This window comes from Streptomyces sp. NPDC001816, from assembly GCF_042892235.1.
Taxonomy (GTDB): Bacteria; Actinomycetota; Actinomycetes; order Streptomycetales; family Streptomycetaceae; genus Streptomyces.
This window is the reverse complement of sequence record NZ_JBIATY010000001.1, coordinates 640,159-657,595: the sequence shown is the minus strand read 5'-3', so window position 1 is coordinate 657,595 and position 17,437 is coordinate 640,159. Positions and strand designations below refer to the sequence as shown.

Annotated in this window: 15 protein-coding genes; 1 reads left to right on the top strand and 14 read right to left on the bottom strand. The window is 68.3% G+C overall.

From position 1 onward, the window contains the following. Positions 1 to 3 precede the first annotated feature (3 nt). From ACFYZZ_RS02965 to ACFYZZ_RS02905, 13 genes are all read right to left on the bottom strand, one after another. On the bottom strand, positions 4 to 960 hold the full coding sequence (locus ACFYZZ_RS02965; protein ID WP_389170735.1) for a thiamine pyrophosphate-dependent dehydrogenase E1 component subunit alpha: 957 nt from the start codon (positions 958 to 960) through the stop codon (positions 4 to 6). Positions 961 to 1,039: 79 nt separating this feature from the next. Then, a complete protein-coding gene (locus ACFYZZ_RS02960; protein ID WP_389170733.1) occupies positions 1,040 to 2,098 on the bottom strand; it encodes a C45 family autoproteolytic acyltransferase/hydolase in 1,059 nt (352 codons plus the stop codon). Then, positions 2,095 to 2,709 (bottom strand): GNAT family N-acetyltransferase, encoded by a 615-nt coding sequence (locus ACFYZZ_RS02955; RefSeq protein ID WP_389170730.1) that lies wholly within the window; start codon positions 2,707 to 2,709, stop codon positions 2,095 to 2,097. Before ACFYZZ_RS02955 ends, ACFYZZ_RS02960 begins: the two co-directional genes overlap by 4 nt. 1 nt (position 2,710) lies before the next feature. Further along, entirely contained in the window at positions 2,711 to 2,971 is a 261-nt protein-coding gene (locus ACFYZZ_RS02950) for a phosphopantetheine-binding protein (protein ID WP_389170727.1), read from the bottom strand. Next, positions 2,961 to 4,499 carry an AMP-binding protein gene (locus ACFYZZ_RS02945; protein ID WP_389170724.1) on the bottom strand — a complete coding sequence of 513 codons (1,539 nt, stop codon included), beginning with the start codon at positions 4,497 to 4,499 and terminating at the stop codon, positions 2,961 to 2,963. The genes ACFYZZ_RS02950 and ACFYZZ_RS02945 overlap by 11 nt, the downstream gene beginning before the upstream one ends. Then, positions 4,496 to 6,511 carry a class I tRNA ligase family protein gene (locus ACFYZZ_RS02940; protein ID WP_389170721.1) on the bottom strand — a complete coding sequence of 672 codons (2,016 nt, stop codon included), beginning with the start codon at positions 6,509 to 6,511 and terminating at the stop codon, positions 4,496 to 4,498. Before ACFYZZ_RS02940 ends, ACFYZZ_RS02945 begins: the two co-directional genes overlap by 4 nt. Beyond that, positions 6,508 to 7,584 (bottom strand): NAD(P)/FAD-dependent oxidoreductase, encoded by a 1,077-nt coding sequence (locus ACFYZZ_RS02935; RefSeq protein WP_389170718.1) that lies wholly within the window; start codon positions 7,582 to 7,584, stop codon positions 6,508 to 6,510. The genes ACFYZZ_RS02940 and ACFYZZ_RS02935 overlap by 4 nt, the downstream gene beginning before the upstream one ends. A 3-nt stretch (positions 7,585 to 7,587) precedes the next feature. Beyond that, on the bottom strand, positions 7,588 to 8,883 hold the full coding sequence (locus ACFYZZ_RS02930) for a lysine N(6)-hydroxylase/L-ornithine N(5)-oxygenase family protein (protein WP_389170715.1): 1,296 nt from the start codon (positions 8,881 to 8,883) through the stop codon (positions 7,588 to 7,590). Positions 8,884 to 8,993: 110 nt separating this feature from the next. Further along, positions 8,994 to 10,229 carry an acyl-CoA dehydrogenase family protein gene (locus ACFYZZ_RS02925; RefSeq protein ID WP_389170712.1) on the bottom strand — a complete coding sequence of 412 codons (1,236 nt, stop codon included), beginning with the start codon at positions 10,227 to 10,229 and terminating at the stop codon, positions 8,994 to 8,996. Between the two features lie 457 nt (positions 10,230 to 10,686). Next, a complete protein-coding gene (locus ACFYZZ_RS02920; RefSeq protein ID WP_389170706.1) occupies positions 10,687 to 11,604 on the bottom strand; it encodes a 3-oxoacyl-ACP synthase in 918 nt (305 codons plus the stop codon). A 150-nt stretch (positions 11,605 to 11,754) separates the two neighbouring features. Next, complete coding sequence (locus tag ACFYZZ_RS02915; RefSeq protein ID WP_389170703.1) at positions 11,755 to 12,276, bottom strand: hypothetical protein; 522 nt, start codon at positions 12,274 to 12,276, stop codon at positions 11,755 to 11,757. Positions 12,277 to 12,450: 174 nt separating this feature from the next. Beyond that, complete coding sequence (locus ACFYZZ_RS02910; RefSeq protein WP_389170700.1) at positions 12,451 to 12,909, bottom strand: acyl carrier protein; 459 nt, start codon at positions 12,907 to 12,909, stop codon at positions 12,451 to 12,453. Between the two features lie 456 nt (positions 12,910 to 13,365). Continuing rightward, positions 13,366 to 13,743: a hypothetical protein gene (locus ACFYZZ_RS02905; RefSeq protein ID WP_389170698.1), complete on the bottom strand. Its 378-nt coding sequence runs from the start codon at positions 13,741 to 13,743 to the stop codon at positions 13,366 to 13,368. Positions 13,744 to 14,603: 860 nt separating this feature from the next. On the opposite strand from ACFYZZ_RS02905, the gene ACFYZZ_RS02900 reads away from it, so the two are divergent. Then, positions 14,604 to 15,818 (top strand): FAD-dependent monooxygenase, encoded by a 1,215-nt coding sequence (locus tag ACFYZZ_RS02900; protein WP_389170695.1) that lies wholly within the window; start codon positions 14,604 to 14,606, stop codon positions 15,816 to 15,818. A 63-nt stretch (positions 15,819 to 15,881) separates the two neighbouring features. Here ACFYZZ_RS02900 and ACFYZZ_RS02895 read toward each other — a convergent pair whose 3' ends face one another. Further along, positions 15,882 to 17,408: an IucA/IucC family protein gene (locus tag ACFYZZ_RS02895; RefSeq protein WP_389170692.1), complete on the bottom strand. Its 1,527-nt coding sequence runs from the start codon at positions 17,406 to 17,408 to the stop codon at positions 15,882 to 15,884. Between the last annotated feature and the right edge of the window lie 29 nt (positions 17,409 to 17,437).

Genomic DNA, 17,437 nt, shown 5'->3' with positions numbered 1-17,437 from the left:
GGCTCAGCCCCTCTCCCACACCGAGGCCGGACGGGCCAGGACCCGGTCCACGGCCTCGGCGATCCGCGTCCGCTGCTCGTCCTCGACCTTGGCGAACAGGTCGGGGTCCAGGCGCCGATAGGCGTCGTGCCAGTCGTGCTCCCGCTCGGCGGCGACCTCGGCGGCGGAGCGCGTGTCGTCGCCCTTGCTGTGCGGGCCGAGGCGGTGGGTCGCGAACTCCACGACGGCCGGCCCGTCGCCGGTGCGCGTCCGTTCGACCACCGGTGCCAGGCGCGCACGGATCGCGGCGACGTCGCTGCCGGTCACGGACTCATGGGCGATTCCGAACGCCGCGGCCCGCCCGGCGATGTCGCCGGCCATGGCGCGCGCGGTCGGCGTGGTCTGCGCGATGCCGTTGTTCTCCACGACCACCAGCAGCGGCAGCCGCCACAGCGCGGCCAGGTTCAACGCCTCGTAAACGGCGCCCTCGCCCCAGGTGCCGTCGCCGATGTAGGCCACGGCGATCCCGGGCCGGCCGGTCCGCTGGAACCACAAGGCCGTGCCCACGGCCACCGGCAGGCTCTCGCCCTGCACCCCGGTGGACAGGTAGGTGCCCCGGAAGATGTGCTGGCTGCCGCCGACGCCCGAACAGACGGCGCCCTCGCGGCCGGTCATCTCGGCCAGTAGGCCCTCGGGGTCGTCGAAGCGGGCCAGGTAGTGCCCGTGGCCGCGGTGGTTGCTGAACACGAAGTCGTCCGGGTCCAGCAGCGGCCCCAGGGCCACCGGTACGTACTCCTGGCCGAGGCAGGTGTGCGTGGTGCCGTTCAGCAGCCCGCGGGCGAACAGGTCCAGGACGGTCTGCTCGAAGTGCCTGATCATCAGCAGGCTGGAGAGGTCGTCGACGTCGATCACTGTCGTGAGCTGATCATCGTGGTTCACAAGGACGACGGATCGCCCGTTCTCGTCATCGAGCACGTTCATGTTCCCGCCCGTCGGAGTTCGAAAAGATCAAGATGAAGTCGCATGAGTCAGGTGCGTTCGCACAACGGCCGAGGATCATTCAGCAGTCCGGGTCCGCAAAGGTGAACTCCCTGGTGACAGATGTGGCGGGATCACCCGGCCTGATGTACAACTGACCGCTCCCCGGCAATGCGACGGCAGCAGCGACGGTGCGCTCGTACCGGATGTCACCGGTTCCGACAACTCGGATGGGAGGGACCGAGAGCAAAGCGAAATGCTCCTCCACCCCTGCGGCCGGTGCCATCGCGGCGAGACCGGCGCGGCACGCCTCCAACCTTCGGCGTGAGGAGTTCCGCGCGAAGACGTTGATCTCGTCGAAGGGTTCGAACTCGGGGTGGAGGAAGTGGTTGGTGTGCTCGGCCTGTTGGGCTTCGAAGCACCGGAACCCGCCGTCCAGAGCCTCCACCCAGACCGCTTTGCCCGCGTCGCAGAGCATGAACGACCGTGAGCTGGCCAACGGGAGACCGCGGAGGCACTCGACCGCCTCATCGACGGTGGCAGCGGAGTCCAACACGTGGCGAATGGCCAGGTACGGCGGGACTCCGGGTTTCCAGTCGCCGCCGAGGACCAAGTTGAGGCCCACGGCCAGGCCGTCGCTGTTGACCCCGAGATAGCCGAGCAGGCCCGCGAAACTGAGCACCAGGGCCCGGCGCGGGGAACCTGTGAGTCGGACGTCGAGGACACTGATCTGATCGTCCAGGTCGCCGTTGAGGTCCACCGTCTGGGCCAGGACCGGGTGGGAACCGGCCCTGGCGTAGGTGGTGCAGTCGCCTCGCGCCGGGATCTTCCGGTAGCCCAGGATCTCCCGGCGCAGTTGCAGCAGCAGCGCCTGGTCGCGGTGGATTCCGATCCCGTCGGCGAGTCCGGTGATCTCCTCGGCCAGCCGCGGCAGCTCTGCCGTGATCACCTTGTCGAACGCCGACAGCACCGGTTCGAGCCCGGCCGTCGTGACCGGTTCGTCCAGCAGCAGGTTGAGGCGGCAGAGCGAGTCGTCGACGAAGCCGCGCAGCGGACCGGCGAGAGCTGCCCCGTGTTGTCGGCCGACCTCATATGGATCGCCGCAGAGATGCAGATGGGCGACGCCCGCTCCGCCGGTCACACCGCCATGCCCTGACGAGTCACCTTCGCGTTGGTGGCCAGCTCGTCCTTGAGCCACGACCACTCACCGCGCAACACGCTGTAGTAGACAGCGTCCCGGCGCCTGCCGCCCGGCATCGGGTTGAAGCTGCGAAGGACGCCCTCCTCCAGGGCGCCTATGTTGCGCAGGCCCGCTCGGGCCTGCGCGTTGAGCTGGTCCGTCTTGAACTCCACGCGCTCGGCGCCCAGGTTCTCGAAGGCGTGCTCAAGCAAGAGGTACTTGGCCCAGCGGTTGATGCCGCGGCCCTGGAAGTCGACGCCCAACCAGGACCAGCCGATCTCCAGGCGCGAGTCCGCCTCGGAGAGGTTGCCGAAGCTCATACTCCCCGCGCATCGCCCCGTCGTCTTGTCGGTGATGTGGAAGACCACACGCCTGCCTGCCGCGTGGTCGGCGACCATGCCCTGGAAAAAGGCGTCGAAGTCCTCCTCCGTCTCGACCATGCTCACGAAGTAGCGCCAGATCACCGGGTCCATCGCGATGTCGTGGATCGACTCGCGGTCCTCGGGACTGATCGGACGCAGCCTCACGTGGTCATTCTCCAGCGTGGCCGCGGCCAGTTCTGCCCAACTCACTCTAAGAAGCCTTTCCGGCGTAGCGTGACAGTGTGTCGACAACATCGTGGAGCGTGCGCATCTCTGCGACGTCTCGCTCGGTCAGATGCGCGAGGTCGACCGCGAGGTCCTCGCAGAGCCGAGTCAGGAACAGGACCTTCTGCAACGAGGTCAAGCCGTAGTCGGTCAACTCGAGGTTGAGTTCGATCTCGTGCGGATCCGCGGCCGGCTGGAGCGCGGCCGACAGGTTTTCCCGTGCGATGGTCTCGACGTCACTGGGCATGGATACCGTCCTGGTTGTTCGTGATCTGCGACTGGAAGGCAGCGAAAATGGCCTGTCGTTTCGGCTTGAACTGCGAAGTGAGCATTCCGTTGGCGATACTGGGCCGCGGGCTCGCGACCACGACCTTGCGGATCTGTTCATCACGGCCGAACGAGGCGTTGGTGCGGGCCAGTTGTTCGGCGATCGCCTCGAGGTCGGCCGTGTCGGAGGAAGGCGAGACCACCGCCACCAGGGACGTCTGCGCGGGGCAGAACACCACACACTCCTCGATCGCCGGACTCGTCCGCATGTGCTCCTCGATCGGCCGGACGATCACCTTCTTGCCGTTCCCGAGCACGATGACGTCGTCGGCGCGCCCCCGGATGAACAGGAAGCCGTCCTCGTCCACGTAACCGAGGTCGCCGGTGCGCACCACCCCGTCTGCGACGAACATCCGCTCGGAGTCACCGGGCTCGGCGAACTCGTAGCGCTGGTTCACCGGATGCTCGCTTCGTACCAGGATCACGCCGTCCTCGTCGAACAGCACCTCCTTCCCCCGCAGCACCCTCCCCACGCTGCCCTCCCTGTGGGCACCGGGATGGTTCTTGCTTACGATGCACGTCTCGTTCAGCCCGTAGCCCTCATAGATGGGAAGGCCCGCGTCGGTGAGGTAGCGCAGCACCTCCCTGTCCGCCGGCGCCGATCCCGTCCACAGGTAGCGGATCCGATCGCCGAACAGCCGCCGCGCGGCCGCGCGGCGAGCCGCCTCCGGCGCGACGCCGTCCGCGCGAGCGGCATCCTGGCTGATCTGCTGCCTGGCGGCCTCGAAGAACGCCGGCACGCCCATCACCACAGTCGGCCGGGCCGTTCCCAGTGCGGCGAAGGCCGCCTCGTACGTGGTGACAGTCGCATCGTGGCCGAAGCAGAAGGCGGAGTAGAGCCAGTACCGCTGCTGCAGCAGCGACAGCGGAAGGAAGACGAAGAGGTCGTCGCCGCCCCGGTGTTCGAAGATCTCCTGTACAGCCCGCATCGACGCGTCGATACTGCCGACCGTGGCCCCGAGTCCCTTCGGCGCACCGGTGCTGCCGGAGGTGAACTTGATCGTCGTCACCTCCTCGGGCTCGTACACGACGGGTCCGGGCGGCTCCGGCCATGCCTGCCTCGCAGCCTCGGCGACTTCAGTGAAAGTTCGGACAGCCGCCGGCGCGTCCGCCGGCACGTCCTGGTCGGTGAACAGAACCGTGAGCCCGTAGCGTGCCACCAGCTCTCCGGCATCGGTGAACTTGCCTGGCTCGAAACCCGCGACCACAACCTTGAGCCGCAGCGCGGCAAGGTCCAACAGAACCCATTCCAGGCTGTTGGCCGCCAGGATTCCGATGCGGTCCCCGGACTCGACACCGAGGCTCCGAAGGTAGGCGGCGACATGGCCTGACTGTTCGTACAGTTCGGTCAGGTCCAGCGTCCTGATACTGCCGAGCCGGACGAAGGAGATCCGGTGGCCGGGAGCCGGCGGCCCCGCCACCAAGCGGTTGATCACAGAGTCCGTCATGCTGTGGCTCCCTCGGCGAGCGACCAGTCCGACGGCAGGGCCTCGAAGTAGGACTGTTGTTCGAGGCCGATCAGGGTGCCGGGCGCGACCAGCTCGACCTGGGAAGGCCAGGACGAGAGGTCGGTCGTCCCCAGCGCCTTGGCGAGTCGGGCGGCGAATCGAGGCATGATCGGCGTGGCCGCGCGGGCCAACAGTTGTGCCGCGGCCAGTTCCAGCGCGATGGCCGTTCGGGCCTCGTCCTTCCAACCGGCGATCAGCGCGGTCCGTGCCTCTGCTTCAGCGAACCGCCGAGTGTCGACGACGATCCCGTCCAATTCAGCGGCCGCACGGTTCAGCGAGAATCCGTCCTGCCCGAAGCTGTCGGCGACAGCGGCGAGCCGTATTCCCAGGCGGTTGAGGAACGCCGTGTGCTCAGGAGTCCAGACACCGGCGTCGGGGGCGATACCGCCGTACTGCCCGGCGACCCGTGCGCCCAGGTCGTTCAGCCAACCCTGCCAGCCGTCCACCAGGACCCGCTGGACGGTCTCCGTGTATGCCTCGAGTTCGAAGTTCGTCCGTCGCCGCTCCGGACGCGTGAGCGACAGGTAGTAGCGCACCGCGTCCACGGTCTCCGGTCGCAGGATCTGCTTGCCCCAGATGGCATGGCGCCTGCTGGTGGAGAACTTGCCGCCCTCCAACAGGTAGAACTCATTGACGTGGTAATCGATATCGGGATTCCACTGCGGGTACGCCAACCGGTAGAGAGCCGGGTAGAGCACGGCATGGTAGAAGCTGTTGTCGTAGCCGAAGAAGTGGACGAACTTCCAGTCCTGCTCGGGAGTCACGGCTTGCCAGTCACGGCCCAGACGCCCGCCGAGGGCCTCGATGCCGTGGAGAAAGCCGTAGGACATCTCAGGCCAGACCCAGATCACCTGCCCGTCCACTGTCGTATCCGCGGGCGCGACGCCCCAGTCCGAAGGGTGGGTCATGGGTATGTCGAGCCTGGTACGCGCGAACACCCGGTCCGCCAGTTCGCGGAGTCGGGCCGGGACCCGACCGAGACGGTGGTGATCGGCGACCTCGCTGCCGAACTCGTGGAGGGGCAGAACGAAGCGTGAGACAGGTTGCTGCTTCGGCGGCGCCTCCGACCGGCTGCTGCGCGGGTTGACCAGGTCGACGCAGACGTTCGGTTCGCCGCACTCTTCGCAGATGTTGCCGCTGGTGCCGCCCCCGCATCCGGGACAACCGCCCGAGACGTCCACCTCGTAGAGGTAGGCGTCCGTCTCGTCGTCCACCAGGGCAGCCGTCTGCTGGACGGCAACCGCCCCCGAGTCGACCAGCTTCGAGAAGTATCTGCGGAGACCGTCCCGGTAGCCGGGGTCCTCGTTGGTCGCTGTGTACTGGTCGACCTCGATGTCCATCAGACGGAGCGTCGCGGCGATCTCGGCACTGTAGTGCTCGGCGGTACGCGCCGGTTCGCGCTCCTCACGGCGGGCGCGGTCGACCACGTAGCTCTGGAAGTCGTCGCTCCCGGTCAGGTGCCATACCTCAGTGCCCTGCATGCGTTGGAACCGGACGTAGGCGTCAGCTCCCAGGTAGGGACCGGACAGGTGACCGAGGTGGAGGTCGCCGTTCGGAGTGGGCGGGGTCGAGAAGACGAAGACCGGCCTCTCGTGGAACCGGCGGCGCGTACCGCCTGCCGCTGCGGCCTGGGCGGCGCGCACCGGGTCGCGCCAGTACAGGTCGAAGAAGACCAGGTCGACGTCTCCGTCGTTCTCGACGACGTGTGTCTCGAAGGGCTCGAACTGGCACACCGTTCCCGGCTCCACCCGGATACGCCGACCGTCGAAAGCCACCCATCCGGTTCCGGCGACGACGACGAACATCTCGATCTCGTCGTGCTGGTGTGGATCGGAGGTGACACCCGGAGGGACCCGGCCCCAGCCGGCTCCGGCACTCATCTTCTCCACGGAGCTCATCTCGATGCCGAATGCCTGGTGCAGTTCCTCAGCGGAGAAGACGCTCACGTTCATTGCTGGCCCCCATGGTCGGAAACGTTCTCAACGGCTCTACGGAGCAGGTGCGCTGTCTCTGCGGCGATGGCGGGTGCGAGCCTGTAGCCGGAGCCGTTGGCGGCACCCGCGAACACCAGTCGGCCCTCCTCGTCCAGAGCGCGTACCAGCGGCTCCCGATCTGCGCTGTACGCATCGCAGAACACCCGTCCGCTGCGGGCGGAGTCGGCCAGGCGGGGGGCGCGGCGGATCAGCACCTCGCGGGCCTCGGCGAGGTCCGACGCGGAGACGCTGCCGGTGAGCCGGTCGGGGTCGACGTCCCAGACCTGACTGGTGTAGCTGAAGAGCCAGCGCCTCTGCTCGTGCAGCGGGAGCAGGAAGGCGTCCTCGTCGTGGAAAACGACGACTCCGTCCTCGGCCGCGGGCGGCTGTTCGATGTGCAGCGCGACGACCTTCTTCACCCTGGCGCCCAAGGGGGTGAGCCGTTCCCGCCAGGCTGGTGCGGCCAGCCACGGGCCGGGTGCGAGCACGACCGAGTCGGCTGTGACGCGCTCTCCTGTGCCGAGCCCGAGTTCGTAGCCGCTCCCGACCCGGTCCAGGGAATCGACAATGACCCCTTCCCTGAAACTCGTCCGTGGCCGCAGAGACCGGGCCAATGCTCGGGTCAGCGCCCCGACATCGGCGTACTGGCAGCCCTCGCCCGTCCAAGCCGCCGTCTCGTCCGAAAGTGGTGGCAGCCACTCTGGCAGCGCGTCCACGCGGGACAGTCCGGCCTCGTCAAGATAGGCCGTCTCCACCTGGTCCACGGTCGCACGGTCGGACACCACCAGCATGGGAACCGGATGAATGGGCAACGCCGGATCAGCGCCGAGCAGGGCCCTGTAGTAGGCCTGGCTGTAGCCGGTCATGCGGCGTACACGCTCCGTCGCGCCACGAGGGAAGTGCAGACCGGCCGACCGGCGACTGGCTCCGGACCCGACGGCATCTTGTTCGAGCACCAACACGGAAGCGTGCGGAGCCCGTAGCACCAGTTCCCGTGCGATCGTGCACCCGATGATTCCGCCACCAACAACTGCGAAGTCGACATGCGTCATGGCTCATCCCACGCTCTCGTCCGGGCTGAGCTTCGCCGACCATTCGATGAACGAAGGGACCGTATCGTCGCTGCGCACACATCGAACGCGGTCGATGATCCGCTGGCTCCGCCAGGCAAGCAGGCTCAGGTTCTTGTCCGCCAGTCCGCGCTGTCGCAGAGCCGCGTTCTGGAGGAAGATGCTTCGGTTCGAAGGACCGTCCCATCTCACGGCGAAATCACTGTCGATGCGGTACTCGTCGCCCTCGCGCTCAAGTCGGTCCGCGATCGGCGCGAGGAAGTCGGGCGCGGTGGTGCGGAATCCGGTCGCCCAGACCACTACGTCGGCGTCGACCTGCCCGAGGACCGCCGGATGGTTGCTGTTGGACAGCTTCAACGACCACGCGTTGTCGGAGGCGGCGACCGCGATCACGTTCCGGTTCGGGTACAGCGAGACCAGGTCGGTGTTGCCGTGGATGAACCGCTCGGCATAGATGCGCTGATAGATCTCGCGGAGTGTGCCCTCGGAGATGCCGTCACTGGTGAGGACGTGCTCCCGGTTGAACGATTCGCGCGTCCCCTGGTCCAGCCTGGCGAAGTAGTCCGAGTAGCCGGGCATGTAGAAGTCGTTGGTGAAGGGCGAGTCGTCGATGGGGTAGAAGTTGCGGCGGCGTGACACCCACGAGACCCGGCGCGGTCGCTCAGTGGACGGACGCGAGATGAGGTCGAGGAACGCCTCGGCGCCCGACTGGCCGCCGCCGACCACGCAGACTCTCTTTCCCGCCAAGTCGCGGCTGAGAGGCACGAATTCGCTGACGTGGAACTGAGTGGGGCCGAGGTGGTCACGGGCTTCCGCCGGCACCCAGGCATTGCTGCCGATGCCAATTGACACGTTGTTCGCCGTGACGGTGCGCCGGTTGGTACGCAGGACGAATACGCCGTCGAAGTCGACGGACACGACCTCCTCGCCGAACACCACGTTCTGATTGCGCCGGCTGGCCCATTCCAGGTAGTTGCGGAACTCCTGCCGCGGCACCGCGCTGAACTGAGCATTGATGAAGTGGTAGATCCGCCCTTTGTCCTTCAGGTAGGACAGGAACGAAAAGGGACTGGTCGGGTCCGACAGACTCACCAGATCCTTGAAAATGGACACCTGGAGGGTCGCATCGGGGATCTGCTGTCCATCATGCCAACTGAACACCTCACGCTTCTCAAGGAAGAGGTTCGGCAGCCCCGGACAACCGTGCAACAGAGATGCAAGACTCAGGTTCGCAGGGCCGACGCCGACGCCGACACACTCGTAGTGCTGTTGGTCACTCATGGCTCTCCCCGTGTATGCATCAAATGTCTTTCCGTACCCGGCAGCCAGGGTGAGCCAGGATGTATGGGTACGGATCTGCCCGTGTCATTGCTACGACAGGGGAGGACAAGTCAGCGCTCCACTCGACTTGCACTGCGTCCGGATGCTGCTCGGGATCGGCCCGCGTGCGGCCGTCGTCCCAGCGCGTCCGCGATGATCAGCTTCTGGACCTCGGATGCTCCCTCGTAGATCCTCAGGGACCTGACCTGCCGGTACAAGCGCTCGGGGACGCTGTCGGCAACCAGGCCGGCTGCCCCGTGGATCTGGACGGCAGCGTCGACGATCTCCTGTGCGGCCTCGGTGGCGGCCAACTTGGCGATACTCGAGTGCTTCGCGTAGCCGGGGTTCCCGTGGTCGAGCTCCCACGCAGCCCGCGCGACCAACATCGCAGAGTAGTTCAGCTTCATTTCCATGTCGGCAAGCGCACCCTTCACAAGCTGAAGGTCCATCAGCTTTCCGCCGTGGATCCGCCGCTCACGGGCCCGCTGGACTGCCGAGTCGAAAGCGCGCCGCGCAAACCCCACCGCGGCCGCCCCCACCGTCATCCGGAATCGCTGCAGCAGGTCCGTCGCGACCACGAACCCCTGTCCGGGGCGTCCGAGTACGCTCGATTCGGGGACCAGGCAGTCTTCGAAGGCCAGGTGTCCGAACGAGCGCGGAGCAACCAACCGCACCTCCTCCAGCACCCGGACTCCAGGCGTGCGCGCCGGCACCAGAAACGCCGTGAGCCCCAGCGCACCGGGTCCCCCACCCGTTCGCGCGATCACGCAGTGCAAATCCGCGATGCCGGCATTGGCGATCCAGGCCTTTCGGCCGTTCAACAGATAGCCGTCTGACACTCGGTCGGCAGTCAGACCGACTGCCGAGATGTCGGAGCCGGCCTCCTCCTCCGAGATCGCGAACGATCCCGTCACCTCGCCCGACGCCATTCGCGGCAGATACTCCAGCTGCTGCTCACTGTTTCCGTATTGGACGATCGGGGTCGCCGACAGCGCTTGGATGGAGAAGGCGAAGTCCGCCAGATCGTCGGCGTACGCAAGGATCTCCCTGGCCAGACAGATTGAGCGGTGGTCACCGGCGGCGGACCCGTTCGCGGGATCGAGGAATCCCAGCCATCCGGCGGAGCCGAGCGCGCTCAGGATCTCCCTGCCGGCCTTCTCCGGGGTCTGCTCCAAAGGACGTGACCACAGGCCGGAATGGCCGGCGCACCAGTCGGCGAGCCCCACGGCCAACGTGCGGTGCTGCTCCTCGTAGAACGGCAACGCCAGTATGTCCTCATCGAGACCACTGAGCAGCGCGTAAGTCATGTCGCCCTTTCAGATCCGCAGGTCAGCATCGGTCGAGACGGCCGCGAGCCCGGCGGCAATTGATCAGGCGATGCTCGATGAAACGTACGCGACCGAGGCTTAGCCCCGCCAGATTCGCCGCCCTCTCGCGGCACCACGCCGATGTCGGCGCCGTGACGGGCCTCCTCCCATCAGGAAACGACGATGGTCGTGGACTCACGGGCATGACTGACGGCGAAATCGTGGATCACCAGGCGCATCTTCACTTCACCGATGTCGGTTGATCACCTCGTGGCGGGGATTCGGCAAGAAGGCACGGAACCTGATGATCGTCTGGTGTCGGATACCGTACGACCGCAGGATTCGCGCTCCGCCAGCCGTTTTCGCCATGAGCCTGCTGCGACGTGTGTCGGCCGACGCCTGTCTCGCCAGCGAGACAACGCCCCCGCCGACCATTCCGATGATGCCGGTTCGAGTGCTAACGCGTCTGCTTGCGGAGCAGAACCCCGTACCGTACTCCAGGAACCGAGGCGGCCAGCAGGTAGTGGCCGTTGTCGCGAAGGCGACCGGCTGCTGCGAGGTCCGTCAGGTTGATGATCGGGTCGGCGGCGAAACAGTGGCCTACCCGTGCGATGTTGTCTGTATACAACTGCGCTGCGGCAAATCCCGCCTGAAGCTCTTTCATGACGATGATGGCTTCGAAGATATTGGTGTGCATGAGGATGTCGACCTGGTCGATTCCCATGGATGCACGTTTCATCAGCTGCGTGTTCACGCGGCGGGAGAGGTCCGGACTGATCTGGTTCGACCAGTCCAGGTCCTTCATCTCGTGCGCTGCGGCACTTGCGACGATCTCGTACTCCCCGTCGGTGTCCGACACCAGCACACCGGCCGCGCCATCGCTGAACAGGGCGAAGCTGGCCAGTCTTTCCGCCTCGACAGTGACTCTGTCGGTGGTGATGACCAGGACCCGCCGATGGATTCCGGCAGCTACGAAGGCCTCGGCGACTCGCAGGCCCGCCAGCAGGTTCGTGCATCGGTCGAGCGTGATGCCGAGGAAGTCGGTCTCACAGGTTCCCAACCCCTCCGAGATGGTCCGCACGAAACTGCCGTGGCTGTCCGGACCCCCTGGAAAACTGGTGCAGCACAGCACCAGTGCGTCGACGGAGGAGGGGTCGACGCCGGCGGCTCGGAGAGTCGCCCTGCCCGCCTCGACCGCCAGGTCCTCCAGCGACTTGTGGCTCCGGTGCACATGGCCCCAACCCCAGACCTCCGGGGCATACGGCAGCCCTAGTTCACCGGCCCGCGCCTTCAGATCCGGAGTCTCGGTATGGTGCGACGCGATCTCCCCCAGCACGTACTGCGGTCCGCTCAGGAAGACAGAGGAGGAACTCATCGAGGCTCCACAACGGGATGTGTATTTGGTCGGTCAAGTTACGGCGGTGGCTGGCTCGGCCTCGGGCCCGGCACCAGCCGCCGATTCGACCGACCGGGCCTCCGCGATCATGTCCAGGTCCCGCATCCTGCGCAGCGGCGAGAAGAACACCTACAACCCCGCACACCAGCAACCGATCACCGAGACCCGTAGCGTCTCACGGACCCCACCGCCGTGCCCAGCATGCCGCCGACGACCACGCCGACCGGCATCCAGCCCCAGGTGGTTCACCCGGCCCAGCAGCTCCGGCGGCGTGATCGACTGACGACAGGTGACCTGCGCGACGTTGAAGACGAACCCTGAGCAAGAAGAAGGTGCCGCCCACGAACAGCAGCACGCCCCAGCCCGGCGACGCCATCGGCAGCGCGAAGGTCGGAATGCCGAGGACGAGCCCAAGACCCAGATGATCCGCGCGCTGCCGATCCGGTTCGACAGGCGTCCGGCCGCCAGCCCGCCGATCATCGAGCCGAAGAAGTTGAACGTGCTGATGGAGCACACCACATTGCGCAGAATCGGGTGCTTGACGACGAATCCGAAACCGTCGGCGATCTCCCGCTTCACGATCAGAGGCTGCGCGAAGGTGAGGTGCAATCCGGGCAGCGTGGCCAGCGGGATCGAGGCCAGCAGCGGCAAGCGACGACACCGGCCGGGAGGGAGAAGAGCAGGAACGGGAATCGCGTCCTCGGCTTTGCGGACTCCCCTCGCAGCGCGTGTCGGCGATCATGAGATTCACCAGTAGAGCCTTGATCACCGCACAGGTCGTCGGCCGGCACGAACGATGGACTGCCCGTGTCGGGGAGGCCGAGCTCAGTCCGCGGGCGTTGTCTCGGATCCGGGTCCGAGTCCGGCCGCCAGGCGCTCCATCCCCGCGTCGTCCAGGTCGTCGAGGGTCGCCAGCAGCTGCGCGGCCGCCTCCGGAGAGGCGTCGTCGAGGTCTGCCCCGGCGGGTCCGCCGGCAACCGGTCCGGCAGCGAACGCGGCGACAGACCCACCTTCCGCCTGTACCCGCGCCGTCAGGCCATCCAGGGTGAGGTCCAGCAGCTCGCCGGCCGGGACGTCCACACCGAGGTCGGTCCGCAGCCGGCTCCACAGCTCGATGGCCGCGAGCGAGTCGAACCCGAGCGAGACCAACGGGACGTCGCAGCTGAACGGGCTGGTCAGTCGCGCCCGGATCAGCCCGTCGAGATAGCCGCGGACGGCCAGGAGGCCGTCGCCGTTGCCGATCGTCACCTGCCCGCCGCCTCTCTGCCGCGACTCATCGGCCATCTCCCTGATCCTCGAACTGGGTTCGCCATGATTCTCCTGTGCAAACAATCCGACACTCGACATCCGAACGGCGGCCGACACCACTTCGCCGCGGCACGCGCATACCCTCGCAGGCCCTCCCCAGGCTGCGCCTGTCTCGCCGGCGAGACAACACCGCGCAGACCATTCCCGGCCCGCTCCGCATGCAGTGGTCCGCAAGCACGGCCGTTCCAACATCATGATGTGAGTCCGAGGATGGGGAACGGGTGTTCTGCCCGTCGTGCTGCCCGGCGGGTGGCTTCGGCGGTGTCGTCGCGTCCGTGCAGGTGAAGCGCCCCGATGGCGAGGTTACGCAGCGCGGCCATGACACGCGGGCCGGAACCGGTGCGGACGCGGCCAGGCGCACCCGCACCCCGTCGAGCCCGCGCCCTGCCGGCAGCCGCCGTCGACGCACCCGGTCGCCCACACGCAGCACCTTCATCCGCAGCTCACCACCGACAGTGCATCCAGTCGGACGGACAAGTCCGTGTGCAACCGCCCGGTCCACACCAGGCGGTAGAGCGTCGGGAGCACCGCGATCGGATCGCCCACCGCCTTCGCGCCCGCGATCAGCGGACCCGGCTCGGCGAACTGCGCCGGCCGCCGTGCATCCCATGGTTGCTTGCAGCATCGGCTCATCCGATACCCGGCCGGCCAGCACACATTGCCCAGCCGCACCGGCTCACGCCCGTCCGCGCGGCTGACGCGCACCCGAACCAGCGTGCGGCAGGCCACGCTGATCCGGCTGGCCTGCGGGGCGACATACCAGGAGCGGGCACTGATCCTGGCCTCGCCGCACCCGTCGCGGCCGCCCAAGCTGGGACGCAGCCGACGTCTGGTACGGCGTCCCACCCGCCGTCGGTGACATCGGTGACGTCAGGTGGTTGGCCTCGGATGGTGGCCGGCGTTCGGGCGCGCCGCTACCGCCGACGGTCCCCGCCGAGCGGCGGCTTGCAGAGGGCCGCGGAGCTCAAGCGCCCACCGCTGCACGCGACCTGACCAGTGCCCCCAACTCGCCTGACACCCCATCAGAACGAGCGTCACGAGCGTCATTTAGGCGTCAAGATATCGCCCGTGCCGCCCACACCGCACATAATGCGCACGCACGAAACCGCAGCTCAGGCCCCCTTGGCCAACCGGCTCCAGAATTGCCACGCACTCCATATGATGCGTCATCGGGAACACGTCGACTTCGAGGGGCAGCCTGATACGCGGACGGCGTCAGGCCCACACCTTGTACTCGTCAGCGAAGTACGGCTCGGCTGCCGGCTCTGCCCTTCCGAAGCAGCTGGTCCATGCCGCGCGCCCAGGCTTGGAGATCGCTCAGCTCCAGCATGAGCTGCTCGAGCCCTGCTCCAGCCATCGTGACCTGATGGCCGTGCCCTCGAATGATCATGACAGGCTGGGCTGTTTGCATCTCAGCTCCAACTTCACGACGTACGTACCGAGGTCGTCGGCCTCGACGACTCCGGGCACGGAGCCGCCGGACCTCAGGGGGGTCACATAGCGAACGGCAGTCACATCGCGCAGCACACCGGCCAGGGTGAGGCAGGGCGGGATCCAGCCGTCGGCGTGGATTCCAGGGCCGTGTGATCGCCGGGCTGGCAGCATGGTCCCGCGCGGCGCACCGGACCGGCGCACCGGACCGGCGTCGCGGACGACGAAGGGGACGCCGTATGCGTGGTGGCAGGGTCGCGGTCGTGGGCGGGAGCATCGCGGGCTGCGCGGCGGCGCTCGCGCTGGGGCGGGGCGGGACCGAGACGGTCACGGTGTACGAGCGCGCGTCGGGTCGCCTGGCCGACCGCGGGGTCGGACTCGCCGTGCACAACGCCCGCTACGCGGAACTGGAGGCGGCCGGCCATCTCGACGCCTCGATGCCGTGGGTGCGAATGGTCCGCCGCCGCTGGTACGTCCGCGACGACGCGGCGGCGAACGGCCCGCTGGGCCGCGTGATCGCCGTGATGCCCTTCCCGTTCCGCACCTACACCTGGGGCCCGCTCTGGCACGAGCTGCGCCGCCGGGTGCCCGGGACGGCGGACTTCCGGCCCGGCTCGGCCGTCGAAGCGGTCGAGGTGACACCGGACGGCGCCGAGGTGCACACGAGCGGGCGCACCGAACGATACGACGTGGTGATCGGCGCGGACGGCTACCGCTCCACGGTGCGCGCGGCCGTGTACGCCGACGTCCGCCCCGGGTACGCCGGATACCTCGCCTGGCGCGGCGCCTACCCGTCGGCCCGGCTGCGCGACCCGGAGCTGTGGGCCGAGGACGAGTGCGCGTACGTCGTCTTCGAGGGCGGCCATCTCATCGTGTACCGGATCCCGGACGGCACGGCCGGCGGCCACCGGGTCAACTGGGTCCTGTACACGGCCCCGCCGCCCGGCCTCGACCAGGGCATGGAGACCCCCACGAGCCTGCCTCCGGGCACGGCGGGCGACGGACTGCGCGCCCATCTGGCGTACGTCGCCGCCGATTTGCTGCCTCCCTACTGGGGCGACCTGGTACGGGAGACGACCCACGACGAGCTGTTCCTGCAGCCCATGTACGACTTCACGGCGCCCCGCTACGCGGTGGGCCGTGCCCTGCTCATGGGCGACGCGGCCGCGGTGGCACGACCGCACACCGGCGCGGGTGCCGTCAAGGCGCTGCAGGACGCCACAGTCCTGGAGTCGGCCCTGACGTCGACGACCACCTGGCCCGAGGCCCTGGCCGCGTACGACGCCGAACGCGCGCCCTCCGGCCGGGTCATGGTCGACCTGGGGCGACGGCTCGGTCGGGCCCTGGTCCAGGAGACCCCGAGCTGGCGGACGCTCGACCAGACGGGCCTGGAGACCTGGTGGAAGCAGGCGGACGGGACGGGGGCGTTCGGGGGGCGGGAGCTGAAGGGCTAGGAGGTGTCCCGAGGCGGTGTCCCGCGTCTCCGACAGGACCCGCCGGACAGACTTACCTAGCCCCTAGCCCCTAGCCCCTGGCCCCCAGCCCCTTTCGGCCAGCGGGTTCGGCAGCGGCAGGTAGCGGGCGTCCGCGCCGTCCGCGGCTGTCCAGCGCAGCAGCAGGTTGGTCTTGCCTGGCAGGGTCGGTGAGGTGAGCAGGGCCGGGATCTCGGGCAGGTCGTGGCGGGCGAGTTCGCGGCGGGCGGCGGGCCAGGGGTCGAGGCCGGGGTGGTGTTCGGCGAGGGCGGCGGCGATCTCGCTGAGGTGGTTGACGACCAGGCAGTAGACGAGCCGCTCCCAGCCCGCGGCCCGGGGCACTTCCGGCACGACCTTGGCACCCTCGGCGTCCCGGAACAGCGCCTGCACCGGCGTGCCGGCCGCATCCACGCCGACCAGGGTGTTCTGCAGATGCGCCTCGATCACGACCCCGTGGGCGTCGAACGCCGTGAGGGCGGGCGGGACCACCTGCCTCAGGTACGCCTCCCACCAGGTGTCCGGATCGGCCGTGGCGGCCAGCGGGCTGCACTCGAAGCCCTCGGCGAGCCCGGCCGCGAGCAGCGGGGTGGTACCCGGCAGCAGGTGGCCGCACAGCCCGTCCCGCACCAGCACGGCCAGTTCCTCGAAGGCGAAGGCGGCGGTGCGGTACCCGCAGTCGCTCAGCCAGGCCGCGGGCGGGCCCATGGCGGCGAAGGCGGCGGTGGCTGCCGAGTCGGTGCGGCGCAGTTTCAGCAGGTCGTGGCGCCAGAGCCGACGGATGTCGTTGGTGATGCGCACGTCGAGGCTGAACTTCAGGAACAGGTCGCGCCGGGGCTCGTACACCGTACGGATCGCCGCCGTGGGCCAGGCGTCGAAGGCGGTGGTACCGAGCCGGACCAGGCGGCCGTCGGCGAAGGCCGGGGCGAGGTCACGCGCGACGAGGTCGAGCTGCCAGGGGTGGGCGGGCAGCAGCCGGTAGCCGGGCGGGGCCGTGCCGAGGGCGTCCAGGGCGCGGGTGTCGCCCTCCTCGGCCACCTGGTCCTCGCGGACACCGAGCAGCACCAGCGGGAAGCGCGCGTGGGCCTCGGGGGCGTACGGCAGCCACGCCGCCACCGGGCCGCCGCCGCGCGCCTTGGGAGCCGGGTGGTAGGGGTGGCCGGTGATCAGGGACTGCTCGGAGCGCAGGTACGGATCCTCGGGCGCCGTCGCCCTGGCGCGGGCGGTGAGCAGGGCGGCGACCGCGTCCCGGCTGTCGATCATCTCGGTGGGCAGGTCGCCGTTGGACAGCCCGGTGTGCCGGCGCAGCTCCTCGGCGACGAGTTTGACCAGTTCGGAGTGGCCGAGCCGGTGCCAGTCCCCGGCCGCCTGGACCTCGGGGTCGGCGGGCCGCCGCCCCGGCCGCACCCGCAGCAGCCGGCCGGTGCCGGGCAGCCGGAAGACCGGACGTGGCCCGGAGGCCGGGTACGGCTCGGCGATCTCTCGCAGCAGGCAGTTGAGCAGGGGGGCGGCCGCGTAGGCGTCGGCGCGGTGTCCGACGGTGTCGGCGGGAGGCTTGAGGTCCACGCGATCCATTCGTTCTTCGTCCTGGGCCCGAGCGATCA